Here is a 13,038-nt window from a genome sequence, read left to right as displayed (position 1 = left end):
AATGAAAAAAAATGAAAATTTGCTTTCTTGCTATATAATACATAGATTAAGGGGAAGAATTCGTATAAAATCTAAGGCTTTAAAATATATCACTCCTTCTCTTAAAGCAGAAATTGAAAAGCAATTACTACAAGTAAAATATATACAGTCTGTTGAAATCAACCTTATAACTGGTACTATTTTAATCTATTTTGAAGATATTTCACTAAGCGAACAAAACTTGATAAATTTAATACAAAACACTTTAAATTCTCATATATTTGAAATTTGTTCTAATGAAAAAAAAATAAATGCTTCCAAGTACATAATTGAAAGAAAATTACAAGAGGAATCTCCAAATGAAATTTTAAAAAAGATTGCTATGACAGGAGGTTTACTTGTATATAATCTCTTTTTTAGAAAAAAATCTGATATTGCAACTATCGGTTTAAAAAAATTTTTCAACTATAATACTCTTTCAACGATAAGTCTTGCTATGCCAGTTATAAAAAATGGTTTTATGTCTTTATTCAAAAATAAAAGACCAAATGCTGATACTTTAAGTTCTACCGCAATAATAAGTAGCATACTACTTGGCAAAGAATATACTGCTTTAACTATTATGATGCTGGAAGAAATTGCCGAGCTTTTAACAGCATACACAATGCAAAAAACTCGTGGTGCTATAAAAGATATGCTAAGTGTTGGAGAAAGCTATGTTTGGAAGGAAATGGAAGATGACAATGTTAAAAGAGTCCCTATTGAAGAAATAAAAAAAGATGATGTTATAGTTGTACAAACAGGTGAAAAAATAAGTGTCGATGGAAAAATAATAAAAGGAGAGGCACTTATAGATCAATCTTCCATTACTGGTGAATATATGCCAGTTAAAAAAGTTATTGGAGAAAATGTATTTGCTGGTACTATCATAAAAAATGGTAATATAAGCATATTAGCAGAAAAAGTGGGAGATGATAGAACTGTTTCCAGAATTATAAAGTTAGTTGAAGATGCAAATTCAAATAAAGCTGATATACAAAATTATGCTGATACGTTTTCAGCACAGCTAATACCTTTAAATTTTATACTAGCTGGAATTGTCTATGTCACTACAAAAAACATTACTAAGGCTATGAGTATGCTTGTTATTGATTATTCTTGTGGTATAAGACTTTCTACTGCTGTAGCTTTTTCCGCAGCCATAAATACTGCAGCAAAAAATGGTATTTTAATAAAGGGAAGTAATTTTATAGAAGAATTATCCAAGGCAGAAACAGTAATTTTTGATAAGACTGGTACAATCACAGAAGGTAAACCTAAAGTACAAAGTATTGAAGTTTTTAAAAAAGGAGTAAATGAAAGTGAAATGCTTTGTCTTGCCGCTGCCGCTGAAGAGCAATCTTCTCATCCTCTAGCTGTTGCTATTATGAATGAGATAAAAGATAGAGGTCTTGAAATTCCAAAACATAGTAAAATAAAAACCATCGTCAGTCGTGGTGTTGAAACAAAAATTGGAAAGGGAAAAGATGCTTCTCTTATTAGAGTTGGCAGTAAAAAATTTATGCTGGAAAATTCTATTAATTTAGATTCTGTTTCTGAAGCTGAAAGAGGTATTATATCTAGAGGCGAAATAGGAATTTATGTTGCTAAAAACGATAAATTAATAGGGCTTATAGGAGTTTCAGATCCTCCTAGAGAAAACATTAAAAAAGCTATAAATCGTTTGAGAAATCATGGAGTCGATGATATAGTTCTATTGACTGGAGATTTAAGACAACAGGCTGAAACAATAGCCTCTAGAATGTCACTTGATAGATATGAATCTGAACTTTTACCTGAAGATAAGGCAAAAAATATATTAAAGTTTCAATCTTCTGGCTCAAATGTTATAATGATAGGCGATGGTATAAATGATGCTCCCGCTCTATCTTATGCAAATGTTGGAGTTGCTTTAGGGAGTACTCGTACTGATGTTGCAATGGAAGCAGCTGACATAACGATTACTCAAGATGATCCTCTTTTAGTCCCTGGAGTTATAGGTCTTTCAAAAAAAGCTATAAAAACGATAAAAGAGAATTTTGCTATGGTTATAGGTCTTAATACCTTTGCATTAGTTTTAGGTGCTACTGGTATATTACCTCCAGTCTATGCTTCTGTTTTACACAATTCGACAACTATTTTTGTTGTTGGCAATTCATTAAAACTTTTAAAATACAACTTAAATAACAAATAGGAGAAGAGTATGAAAAAACTTTCTATTACTGTCGTACACAGGTTACCTAACAGGGTCAGAATAAAACTTTCTCTTCCAATGAAAGAGCCAAAAAATTTTTATAAAACAATTAAAAACAATCTATCCATGCTAAATTTTAAATATAGTCCTAGAAACCAATGTTTAACCTTAGAATTTGAACCCAGTGAAATTCTTTTACAAGAAATCATATATAGGGTGGGTATAGCATTTTCAATAGAAAATGGGCTTGTTCAAGTTAGGCTTCTTGAGGGCTATGAATATAAATCTATTTCACCTATAGCTATCTATGCCTTTGCAGCTATAACAGCTGCTGGTTTTAATAAATTTATTAATATAGATAACACTAAACTTCAAAATTCTATGAATACCTTTGCAATGGGCATAACTGTGGGTTCCGTACTTGAACATGCTTATAGTGAGGTAAGAAGGCGGGGAATGTTTGATATAGAAATTTTACCTGCACTCTACTTACTTAAATCTTTTATAGAAGAATCTAAATTAAGTACAGTACTTATAATGTGGTTAACAACTTTTGGAAGACACTTAACAGTACCAAAACAAACTACAAAAATTTTAAAAGTTTTTAGAACAAAAACTTCTCATTCTTATCAATATACAGCTACTATTTTAGATGACCATAGTATTGAAAATTTTTCAGATATGGTAAATCATATATTTTTTAAGAAAGCTAATACATACATGAGCTTTAATGAGCGTTACATTACTTTAAGTAAAATTTAAATATAAAAATTAATTATCAGGAGGTAAAAAATGTTAAGAGGAAATGGAATAACAAAATGTCATTTAGTGGGTGCTGTAGTTGGAATTGGTGCAGCAGCGGTTGCATTCTATCTATACAAAAAAAATCAAGGTAAGGTTGATGAATTTTTAAGAAAACAAGGAATCAATATAAAACCTTCTACTTGTTCTAATTTTGATGGTATGGATATAGAAACTTTAACAGAAATGAAAGAGCATATTGAAGATTTAATCGCTGAAAAATCAGCAACTGAATATGCAAAAGAAAATGAAGAAATAGTAATCACGGCTGAATAAAATAACAAGTTTATTTAATTAAATTTGGGTGTATACTCCTGATATTGAAAAACTAATTTTATTATTTCAATATCAAAAAGGTATACACCCTTTATATTCTGCACCATTTATTGTACCTAAACCATTTAATGTTTTAAATTTATGTTTTCCTTTTCCATATGTTGCTGATAAAGTAAGATCTATTTCTTTTGTGAAATTATGTCTAAAGCTTAGACCTAGTTGATATGTATCTATATCTTCTCTTACATTGTTCAAATGGTTTTTATATTTTACTTCTGATTCTTGATAGCCAAAAGTTGCTCCCAGAGTTAATGGACCAAAGTTTCTAGTTCCTGTTAAAGACATTCCATTACTGTTAGAACTATATTTTATTTTTTCACTCTTATCTTTATACAAGCCTCCCAATCCACCTATATATTCGGCATCAATAGTATAGCCATTTTCTTTAGATTTTTCTAAATTTTTTAATGTTGTTGCCTTTATATTTCTCACTAAGTCTAAATTAACTCTTGATCTAGGAATATATAAAACAACTTCTCCTGTTTCTTTTTCATCATAAAATCCACCATCAGGGAGCTCAGTATGAGGAATACCAGTTTGTTCAGAAAAATCTACTTCCACTTTATCAGGTCTTTTAGGTGGATTGTTTGCTGGTGGTACTGGCTGATTTGGAAGAAAAGCTTGGCAAACATCTGCACCTGTTGGATCAAAACAACTATTAGTAAAGGCATCTTGTGGACCCTGATGACCTCCTTGAAGATCATAATTAAACTGATAGTAACCATTAACATTTGAATTATTAATGATATTTTTCCATCCATAAAGTGTCTTAACTCTAACTGTCTGGTTAGGTACTAAAATAAATTTAGTTCCAGCCTTTATAGTGTCATTTACTGTGGTAAGATCTATGATTGGATTATTTCCTGTAAAAGAAAGAACTCCAGACAAATCTTTTCCACCAGAGCTGTTATTAGAAAAACTATAATTTCCAGAAATTGCTCCACCACTAATAGATATTGCTGAATAACTGTTTGCCGATACTATTAAAGCCATAATAAATAACATTTTTTTCATAAGACTACCTCCTCTTATTTTTAGTTTTAATCTAACTTTATTGTAGCAAAAAAAAAAAACGCAATATATTTGTACAATATTTTTTTATAGTTTAAAATAATATAAATAAAATATCAGAAAAATAGATATATTGAAAATATAAAAACTGTAGCCAAAATTTTATAAAAAAATTCAAGCTACAGTTTTTAATTTATTAAAATTTTTATTAATTTACAAACCTTTTTATTCAGTTCTAAGAGCATCTATTGGATTTAATTTTGCTGCCTTTCTTGCGGGGCTTACTCCAAAGACTACTCCTACTATAACCGATATACTCATGGATAAAATTATAGAGAAGATTGAGAATACTGGCTTTATTCCAACTATTTTTCCAGCCAAAAGACCTAAAATAAAGCCTAGAACTATTCCGATAAGCCCTCCCAGAAGAGTGAGAATAACAGACTCAAACAAAAACTGTTTTAATATATCTCTATTCTTTGCTCCTAGAGCTTTCCTTATACCTATCTCCTTAGTTCTTTCAACAACTGTAACAAGCATTATATTCATAACACCTATCCCTCCTACAAAAAGAGAAATACTTGCAGCAAGTGTTATAAAAATACTTAAAGTTGATAAAATTTTATCAAAAGATTCTATATCATTTGAAATTGCCCTTGTTATATAAACTTCGTTTGTATTTTTATAAAATTCTAAAATTCTTTTTGCTTCATTCATACTTTCTGCTAATTTATTCGGATCCTTAGCCTCTATTATTATAGAATCAAAAGTTTCAAGATTAGAGTTAAATGTTTGATTATATGTTTTATATGGCATTCTTAATATAACAGGCATATCTTCATCAGCAAAAAGTTTATCAAAAGCTTCATAAGGGCTTCTGAAAACTCCAATTATTTTATAATTATAAGTTTGATTTGTTCTAAATCTTGAAATTTCTAATATTTCACCTATAGCTTTTTTTTCACTTCCAAATAATTTCTTTGCTGATGAATTGTCCAAAGTTATAACTCTTTCATTTTTTTCATATTCAAAAGGTAAAAAATTTCTCCCGACTAATATTTCAACTGGAGAAATTTTTTCAAAGTCAGCTGTGCTTATATCTGCATAAGAAAATTTTCTTATATTTCCTTTTTTCGTTCTAAATCGTTCTTCTATGCCAATTGCAATATTTTTAAATTTACCACTTTCTTTTAATAAGTTAAGAGTTGCATTAGAAAAGTAATCTTTGTATTTAAATTTTTCAGATTTATAATCAATGGATACAGTAAATTTTCCATAACCTATTTTTTTTAAATCGCCAAGGACATTTTCTCTTCCTCCAACACCTATTGACCACATTGTTATAACAGATGCTATGCCAATTATAATACCAAGCATAGTTAAAATCGTTCTCAATTTATTTGACTTTAAAGTACTTATGGTCCCCTTAAATATTTCTAAGAAATTCATATTATTTCTCCATCTTTAAAAATTATTTTTCTATTTGCACTCTCCCCTATACTGGGCTCATGAGTTACAATAATTATAGTTTTTCCCATTTCATTTAAATTTTTTAAAATTTTTATAATTTCTTCTTCAGATTTACTATCTAAATTTCCTGTTGGTTCATCAGCTAAAATTATACTGGGCTCATTTATCAATGCTCTAGCTATTGCTACCCTTTGTCGTTGCCCACCAGAAAGTTCATTTGGCTTATGATCCGCTCTATCTTTTAAACCTACAAGCTCTAAAAGTTTCATAGCCCTTTCAAATCTCTCTGATTTTTTTACACCTGAATATATAAGTGGTAGCTCTACATTCTCTACAGCATTTAATTTAGGTAATAAATTAAATGACTGAAATATAAAACCAATTTTCTTATTTCGTATTTCACTGAGTTCATCTTGGCTCATTTTAGATATATCTATTCCATCTAAAAAATATTTTCCCTTATATTCACTATCAAGACAACCTAAGATATTCATCATAGTCGATTTTCCACTTCCACTGCTACCCATAATTGCTAAAAATTCTCCTTCTTCCACATTGAAGGAAACATCTTTTAAGACTCTAAGCTCTGTGTTACCATTGATATAAGTTTTGTTAATTTTCTCTACTTTTATCACTCTTTTCTCCTTTTAAAAGTTTTAAGCCATCTTTAAGTCTATTATCAGGAGCTTTCACTATTTTTTCATCAACATTTAAACCAGATAAAACTACTACATTTTCCCCTGTCACATTCTTAACTTCTATTTCTTTTTTTACAATTTCATTTTCATTTTTCAAAATAAAAACAAAATATTTGCCCTCTTCATAAACAAGAGAAATTTTAGGAATAACTATATTTTCTAGCTTATCTTTTAAATTAGCTGTAGCTTTAATTTTAAAACCTGGAATTAGATTCGGAATATCCTCACTAGCTTTAACTTCGGCCTCCAAAACATTTTCTGAAGTTAAGGATGAAATCATAGAAAGTTTTGAAATTTTGCTTATAACACCACTATAAATTTTTTCGTCTTCTGTTGATTCAAGTTTTATTTTTACTTCATCTCCAAGATTTATCATTGTTGAATTATATTCTGGTATCTCTACTACAATTTTTAAATCATTTGAATCAATTATCTCCATAAGTGAGCTGTCAGTATCAACCAGATAATTTTTTTGAGCTTTTAAATTTGAAATAACTCCTGCAACAGGACTTTTTATTTCTTTTGCAGTTTTACTTAAGGTTTCCTTTAGTTCCTCCAAATTTAATTGCACAATTCTATAGTCCCCTTCCAATGTTTTAACTTCTTCCAAACTCACTCCACCAATGGCATAAAGTTCCCTAAGTGTTTTTAAATTTCTACTGATTTTATTTAAATTTATATTTTCCTTCTCAATGCTTCTTTCAATTTTATTTTTTTCATCATCATCAAAGCTTACTAAAACTTCGTCCTTTTCTACAAAATCTCCATTTTTTACTGTTACTTCTTTAACTTTTAATTTCTTATCAACAAATATTCCTATGGGATTATTTGCACTTATTTGTCCATTTAGGGTAATAGTACCAATTATATTTGTCTTTTGAGCATTAATATAGTTGTAATCTTCTAAGTATACTTTCTCATTTGGATTTGGTCTCAGAAAAATATATAAAATATATATTAATACTAAAAACACTATTCCAATAATTATTTTTTTATTAATCAGTTTAATCACTTTTCACCTCATAACCAGCTTTTATATCTATCTTATACATAAAAGCATGTAAATTGTTTTTTATTTTTTTTGTTTCAATTTCTTGAGCCAGATAAATTTTATAAGCATCTATTACATCTAAATAACTAGCTCTGTTCAGTTCATTTTCCTTCTTTTTTATTTCATATCTTTTCTTAACTATGTCAAGCTTTTTTTTGTTTATTTCCAAACTTTTTTCTAACTCTTCATAAGTTGTAATTAAATTTATTTTTTCATTTAATATCTCTTTTTTCTTTTCTTCTAAAGTTTCTTTTAATTTTTCCTCTTCAATTTTAGAATTTTTATAAATCGTATCATTTGAAAATAGCCTTTTTGAGAATTTTATTGAAAAAACATTTTCCCCCTTATAAAGCCTTCCATAGTTTTCTCTTCTGTCTATTCTTTCAAAGCCTAAAATTATATCAGGCATAAAACTGTCATATTTATTATACTTTGTTCTTTCATTTAAAATTTTTAAATTTAGCTCCAACTCATTCAAATCAAGTACTTTATACTTTTCAATTAGCCTATTAATGTTAAATTTTCTATAGTTTATATCTTTTAAAGTATAAGCCTGAAAGTTGATTTTATAGTTATTTCTTCCTATTTGATAAAGTGATTCTAATTTTTTAATTAAAACTACTATCTTCAGTTCGATATCTTCCAATTCGACTTCAGCAGCCTCCAAGCTTATCTTAGCTTCCATTCCCAAACTAAACTTTTCTTTTACATTTCCGACCTCATTTTCATAATATTTTTTTGCTTCTTTCAAATAGACAAGTTCATTTTTTATATCCAATATATTTTGATACAAATCTAAAAATTCAATTTTTTTCTTTTCTATATTTTTTAAAAATTCAATTTTATTAAGTTTTTTATTTAGACTATTTATTTCAAATTCACTTTTATATTTTGAATAAAATAAATCCTTAATATTTTTTTCTATTCCATAACTTATATAGCTTTTTTTATTTTCTACATAGTTATAGTTTAAAAATAAAGGTCCATAAGCAAGCTTATTTTGCAATGTTTTATCATACTTTCTAAGTCTTTCCTCCATAGAATTTTCTACAGCATTAAAATTACTGGAAAATTCTAAGCCATTAAAATCTCCCAGTTTATTATCTTTTATTAAATTATTTATTCTTTCCTCATTATTTCTATATATATTGAGTTCATAGCTATTTAAATCATTTTCGATTTGGAAAAAAATATCATCAATTGATATTTCATTTCCTAAACTAGAAAAAAATATACTCAAATTAGTTATAAATATTACTAAAAATATTTTGTTTTTCATAATTTCCTTCCAAACTTAAATTTCCTTTATTTTTTTTAAAGCATTTTCAAATTTCTTTTCAAACCATTTCCTTAATTCTAAAGGTTCCAATATAAGAGCTTCATCTAAAAAATATGAAAAGTATTTTTTAGCTTGTTCTTCAGAACATTCAAATTCAAATACATTTGCTTCTCTAGAAATTATCTTAGGTCGATTTAATTTTGAAACCTTTAAAAGCCTTATACCTTCATCTGTTAACCTAAGTTTTATTCTTCGCCCCTGTGATAAAAAAGGATCAAAATTTGCTACAATATTCTTTATATATTCCTCTTCATCCCATTTTCCAAGTTCAGATAAAGTATAAACCTGCTTTAAATTACTCAACTTATAATTTTTATATTTTTTTTCTTCCATATCATAGCAAAAAATATAATTTGCTATCTCTAAATCTGAACTGGCTATATGATACGGTGTCACAACTACTTTTCTTTCATCATTAAAAGTTATTACAATATTTTTTTTATCTTTTATAGCTAACTTAATTCTCTCTATAATTTCTTTAAAAATAAATAATTCTCTCACATTTTTCTGTTGGCTAGTATACTTTATAAGTAAGTTTCTCATAAATTCAGATTCGTTTAAAACTTTCTTATCCCTAAGTACATCATAGTAAATTGAGCTATTTTCCTTATTTAAATTAAATTGTATGAATTTTTTTACTTTGTTCATTGTTAGCTTATCAATTCTTTTAATATCGTATTCTTCATAATTATCTTTTAAATTAGAGAAAAGATAGTTCATAAAGTGATTATTGGATAGACCAAAATCATTCAAATCATTTCTCACTATATCATAGATATTCTTAGATACAGTAACCTTTATTTTTTTCATAACTTCTTCCTTTTAAATATCTTATTAAGCTTCGTTTAAAATATAAGCTTTACACAAATTATATTCTTTCTCATTTAATATAGCCTCAATTTTAATTCCTTCATCAGTGTAATCCTCAGATTTTATTATAGATTTTCTATGAAGCATAGCTGAAATATCCGTATTAGAATAAGGAATCAAAAGTACACAATTATGGCTTTTACTTACTAAACTATCCTTCACTAAATCCATTAGCTCTCTTATATTTTCTCGACTTACAGCACTTGTGCTCATAACAGTATACTGAGAATATTTTTCCTTTATTTCCTCAATTTTTTTATCGACTACTAGGGAAGAGTATTTTTCCACTGCCTTATCAATTTTATTTAAAACCAAAATTTTCGCCTTGTCTAAGCAATTTAATTCATCAAGAACTTTCTCCACTGCCTCTATTTGTTCTATAACATCAGAAGCTGAAATATCTGCTACATGCAATATTAAATCAGAAAATATTACTTCTTCCAATGTTGACTTAAAAGATTCAACTAAATCATGAGGAAGTTTTTTAATAAAACCTACAGTATCTGTTAAGGAAATAATTCTCTTATCACTTAAAGCCAAAGTTCTTGTCGTCGTATCAAGAGTTGCAAAGAGCATATCCTTTGATAAAACCTCCTCCTTTTTTAAACTCTTATCACTGGGATATAAGTCAACTAAAACATTTCTAAGTGTTGATTTACCAACATTGGTATAGCCAACTAAAGATACTCTTGGGATTCCAGACTCTTCTCTCTTTTCTCTTTGAGTACTTCGAATTTTTCTTATGGCTTCCAAATCTTCTTTTAAAGAATTTATATTTTTTCTTATCAGTCTTCTATCTATTTCAAGTTTCTTTTCTCCAGGTCCCTTTGTTCCTACTCCACCTCCAAGTCTTGACATCATCACACCAAAACCTATCAGTCTATTACTTCTATACTTTAATTGAGCTAACTCTACCTGTAATTTTGCCTCCCTTGTTTTTGCTCTTCTTGCAAAAATTTCAAGAATTAGGGTTGTTCTATCAATTACCTTACAAGCTGTTGCTTCCTCTATACATTTTAATTGCAACCCACTTAATTCTTCATCAAAAATTAGTAAATTAGCTTTTTTAATTTGAATTTTTAATGCAAGTTCTCTTATTTTTCCAGAACCAATTAAAAATAAAGGATCTATCTTTTTTTTCTTTTGAAAAAATTTATCTACAACTTTTAAATTGCAGGCATAGGCAAGCTCCTCTAACTCTTCCAAGGCTTCTTCACTTTCAATTCCAATTAAAATAGCATACTCACTATCATCTTCCACAATATTTCTTTTCTTTAAATGCTCTTCTACTTCCTTAACTTTTTCTAAATACGGATAATCATTTAAATTCTTTAAAAATATTTTTTCATAACTCAATTCTTCCTGTACTATTTTACAAAAAGCTAACTCACAACCAGTAACTCCATTCTCACTGACACCAATTGAAACAATACAATCAAGTTTTAGTTTTAAAAGTGCAGATATATCCACTGAAGATAAATGAGGATTCCCTCCTGGATGAGTATGAATAATTCTAACAGCTGAAAGTCTTTTTTCATAGACAGTTATAGGGGGAAGGCTAACCGAACTACTATCTCCTATTGAAATTTCTAATATGTTTCCACTTCTATCTATAACTAAATTAATTTCTCTATTAATTTTATGACTTAACTCAGCAATATAGTTTACTATTTCTTCATCAATTAATTTACCCTTTTCTATCTTCTTTTAATCCTTCTATATTTCCACTTATCATTTTTCCTCCAAAGCCTATGAAGAGATATAGGCTTCTTTTATAATATTTACAGTATCAAAAATATTTGTATTTTCATTTATTTTTATAGTATAGTCAGCTGAAATTTCGTATAGAAACCTTCTTTTTTCATAAAGTTCTTCTATAGTTTTTCTTTTATCTTCACTTACATTTAAAATAGGTCTTGTTGTTGAGTTCTTTAACCTTTGATAAAGACATTCTATAGTACAATCTAGATAGACAACAAAAGAAGTTTCTCGAAGTCTTTTTATATTTTCATTATCTAAAATAGAACCTCCACCTGTTGAGATAACACAGTTATTCTTCAGAGATTCTTGAGCTATAATTTCTCTTTCTAAATCTCTGAAATAAATATTACCTTTTTCTTCAAAAATTTCATTTATAGATTTTTTTTCTCTGGCTGAAATTATCTTGTCAATATCCACAAATTTCATATCCATAAGTTTTGAAAGTGCCCTTCCAACAGTTGTCTTTCCACTTCCCATAAATCCTATTAATGCAATGTTATCCTTCATACTTTTCCCTTAAGTTTTTTCTTTATTATAACATAGATTTTTTATAAAAAAATACACTGAACTACAATTTGAAAATTTAAGTAGTCAGTGTATAAACTTTTTTTATTTTTTATCTTCTAATTTTTTTGTTAAATCTTTATTTTTCTTTAAAAATTCTTCAAAATCATCATGCTTTAAAACTCTTTTTCCTAATTCCAATTTACATTTTTTACCTAATTCTTTTAGTTTTTCTCTATTTTCAGCGGTCTGCCTTTTCCCTATTTTATTAAGAAAACTATTTAATTCATGCTCTTCACTAAAATTCATAAGAACCTTATCTAAATTCATAACAATACCTCCTGTTAATCTTAGTTATTTCAATAATAATATATTAGACTTTAAAAGTCAAGAAAAAAACTTTTATTTCAAATATAATTTAAAGTACAATTAACTTTGTAGCAGACATTTTTTTCTCCAGAATAGTTTTCATACTAGTTAGTTGTCCAATATTTATTTTTGAATCAATTTGATAATATCTAGTTGACGTACTACATAATAGTATTTCAACTCCCCTACTCTGTAGTTTTCTAAAATAAATATTTAGTTTCGAAGAACTAATAGCAAATAAAACTGCTTCATTGTATAAGATAATAGTTTTGGGAAGAAAATCTAAATCTGCTAGAGTATGAAGATAAGTTTCCATAAGTAAATAACCTAGTTCTTTCTCTACTCCTCCTAAATTCATTGAAGAAAAGGTAAAGACAATATTATTATTCTCTTCTAAATTTTTTACATTAAAGATACCTTCTAACTCTTGTATAAAATTATCCTTTCCACATCTCATAATTACCTCCAAATAAAGCTAGAATTTTCTATCTATATTTTAGCATAATTAAATAAAAAAATTTATATACTAATATTTAAAATCCCTCACTTTTTTTAATTTTTATTCGTCAAGCTTTAAGTAAAAACCAAAAGATGAATTTATCTTCTTAGAAAAAGT

General features: G+C 27.5%; 12 protein-coding genes and 1 pseudogene. 3 read left to right on the top strand and 10 right to left on the bottom strand.

Going from position 1 to position 13,038, the window contains the following annotated elements; genetic code table 11:
- Nucleotide 1: 1 nt before the first annotated feature.
- Genes Q4A58_RS04235 through Q4A58_RS04225 form a run of 3 tightly spaced genes read left to right on the top strand, consistent with a single transcriptional unit; the run spans nucleotide 2 to nucleotide 3,289 of the window.
- Nucleotides 2-2,212, top strand: coding sequence for a heavy metal translocating P-type ATPase (locus Q4A58_RS04235; RefSeq protein ID WP_303116814.1), 2,211 nt, complete (start codon nucleotides 2-4; stop codon nucleotides 2,210-2,212).
- A gap of 9 nt (nucleotides 2,213-2,221) precedes the next feature.
- Nucleotides 2,222-2,974 carry a hypothetical protein gene (locus Q4A58_RS04230; RefSeq protein ID WP_303116812.1) on the top strand — a complete coding sequence of 251 codons (753 nt, stop codon included), beginning with the start codon at nucleotides 2,222-2,224 and terminating at the stop codon, nucleotides 2,972-2,974.
- Between the two features lie 30 nt (nucleotides 2,975-3,004).
- Nucleotides 3,005-3,289, top strand: coding sequence for a hypothetical protein (locus Q4A58_RS04225; protein ID WP_303116811.1), 285 nt, complete (start codon nucleotides 3,005-3,007; stop codon nucleotides 3,287-3,289).
- A gap of 72 nt (nucleotides 3,290-3,361) precedes the next feature.
- Here the strand turns inward: Q4A58_RS04225 and Q4A58_RS04220 are convergent, their stop codons facing one another.
- From Q4A58_RS04220 to Q4A58_RS04175, 10 genes and pseudogenes are all read right to left on the bottom strand, one after another.
- Nucleotides 3,362-4,363: an autotransporter outer membrane beta-barrel domain-containing protein gene (locus tag Q4A58_RS04220; protein WP_303116810.1), complete on the bottom strand. Its 1,002-nt coding sequence runs from the start codon at nucleotides 4,361-4,363 to the stop codon at nucleotides 3,362-3,364.
- Nucleotides 4,364-4,585: 222 nt separating this feature from the next.
- Nucleotides 4,586-5,809 (bottom strand): ABC transporter permease, encoded by a 1,224-nt coding sequence (locus Q4A58_RS04215; RefSeq protein WP_303116809.1) that lies wholly within the window; start codon nucleotides 5,807-5,809, stop codon nucleotides 4,586-4,588.
- The gene (locus tag Q4A58_RS04210; protein ID WP_303116808.1) at nucleotides 5,806-6,465 is read right to left on the bottom strand and encodes an ABC transporter ATP-binding protein; all 660 of its coding nucleotides are present in this window, start codon (nucleotides 6,463-6,465) and stop codon (nucleotides 5,806-5,808) included. Before Q4A58_RS04210 ends, Q4A58_RS04215 begins: the two co-directional genes overlap by 4 nt.
- A complete protein-coding gene (locus tag Q4A58_RS04205; protein WP_303116806.1) occupies nucleotides 6,443-7,540 on the bottom strand; it encodes an efflux RND transporter periplasmic adaptor subunit in 1,098 nt (365 codons plus the stop codon). Before Q4A58_RS04205 ends, Q4A58_RS04210 begins: the two co-directional genes overlap by 23 nt.
- The gene (locus Q4A58_RS04200; RefSeq protein ID WP_303116805.1) at nucleotides 7,533-8,858 is read right to left on the bottom strand and encodes a TolC family protein; all 1,326 of its coding nucleotides are present in this window, start codon (nucleotides 8,856-8,858) and stop codon (nucleotides 7,533-7,535) included. Before Q4A58_RS04200 ends, Q4A58_RS04205 begins: the two co-directional genes overlap by 8 nt.
- Nucleotides 8,859-8,873: 15 nt before the next feature.
- Complete coding sequence (locus Q4A58_RS04195) at nucleotides 8,874-9,728, bottom strand: WYL domain-containing protein (RefSeq protein WP_303116804.1); 855 nt, start codon at nucleotides 9,726-9,728, stop codon at nucleotides 8,874-8,876.
- A gap of 24 nt (nucleotides 9,729-9,752) precedes the next feature.
- Nucleotides 9,753-11,492: pseudogene (hflX, locus tag Q4A58_RS04190) on the bottom strand (GTPase HflX); the annotation flags it as partial.
- A 45-nt stretch (nucleotides 11,493-11,537) separates the two neighbouring features.
- Nucleotides 11,538-12,056: a shikimate kinase gene (locus Q4A58_RS04185; protein ID WP_303116803.1), complete on the bottom strand. Its 519-nt coding sequence runs from the start codon at nucleotides 12,054-12,056 to the stop codon at nucleotides 11,538-11,540.
- A 102-nt stretch (nucleotides 12,057-12,158) separates the two neighbouring features.
- A complete protein-coding gene (locus tag Q4A58_RS04180) occupies nucleotides 12,159-12,383 on the bottom strand; it encodes a hypothetical protein (RefSeq protein ID WP_303116801.1) in 225 nt (74 codons plus the stop codon).
- 88 nt (nucleotides 12,384-12,471) lie between these two features.
- Entirely contained in the window at nucleotides 12,472-12,879 is a 408-nt protein-coding gene (locus tag Q4A58_RS04175) for a hypothetical protein (protein ID WP_303116800.1), read from the bottom strand.
- Between the last annotated feature and the right edge of the window lie 159 nt (nucleotides 12,880-13,038).

The sequence above is a fragment of the Fusobacterium sp. genome, assembly GCF_030528405.1.
Taxonomy (GTDB): Bacteria; Fusobacteriota; Fusobacteriia; order Fusobacteriales; family Fusobacteriaceae; genus Fusobacterium.
The sequence above is the reverse complement of the archived record's forward strand: the minus strand, read 5'-3'. Positions and strand labels throughout refer to the sequence as shown.

Coding starts and splice junctions, on each gene's coding strand:
- Q4A58_RS04185 (WP_303116803.1), bottom strand. CDS start 12,056: ATGAAGGATAACATTGCATTAATAGGATTTATGGGAAGTGGAAAGACA.
- Q4A58_RS04195 (WP_303116804.1), bottom strand. CDS start 9,728: ATGAAAAAAATAAAGGTTACTGTATCTAAGAATATCTATGATATAGTG.
- Q4A58_RS04235 (WP_303116814.1), top strand. CDS start 2: ATGAAAAAAAATGAAAATTTGCTTTCTTGCTATATAATACATAGATTA.
- Q4A58_RS04225 (WP_303116811.1), top strand. CDS start 3,005: ATGTTAAGAGGAAATGGAATAACAAAATGTCATTTAGTGGGTGCTGTA.
- Q4A58_RS04180 (WP_303116801.1), bottom strand. CDS start 12,383: ATGAATTTAGATAAGGTTCTTATGAATTTTAGTGAAGAGCATGAATTA.
- Q4A58_RS04220 (WP_303116810.1), bottom strand. CDS start 4,363: ATGAAAAAAATGTTATTTATTATGGCTTTAATAGTATCGGCAAACAGT.
- Q4A58_RS04200 (WP_303116805.1), bottom strand. CDS start 8,858: ATGAAAAACAAAATATTTTTAGTAATATTTATAACTAATTTGAGTATA.
- Q4A58_RS04175 (WP_303116800.1), bottom strand. CDS start 12,879: ATGAGATGTGGAAAGGATAATTTTATACAAGAGTTAGAAGGTATCTTT.
- Q4A58_RS04230 (WP_303116812.1), top strand. CDS start 2,222: ATGAAAAAACTTTCTATTACTGTCGTACACAGGTTACCTAACAGGGTC.
- Q4A58_RS04215 (WP_303116809.1), bottom strand. CDS start 5,809: ATGAATTTCTTAGAAATATTTAAGGGGACCATAAGTACTTTAAAGTCA.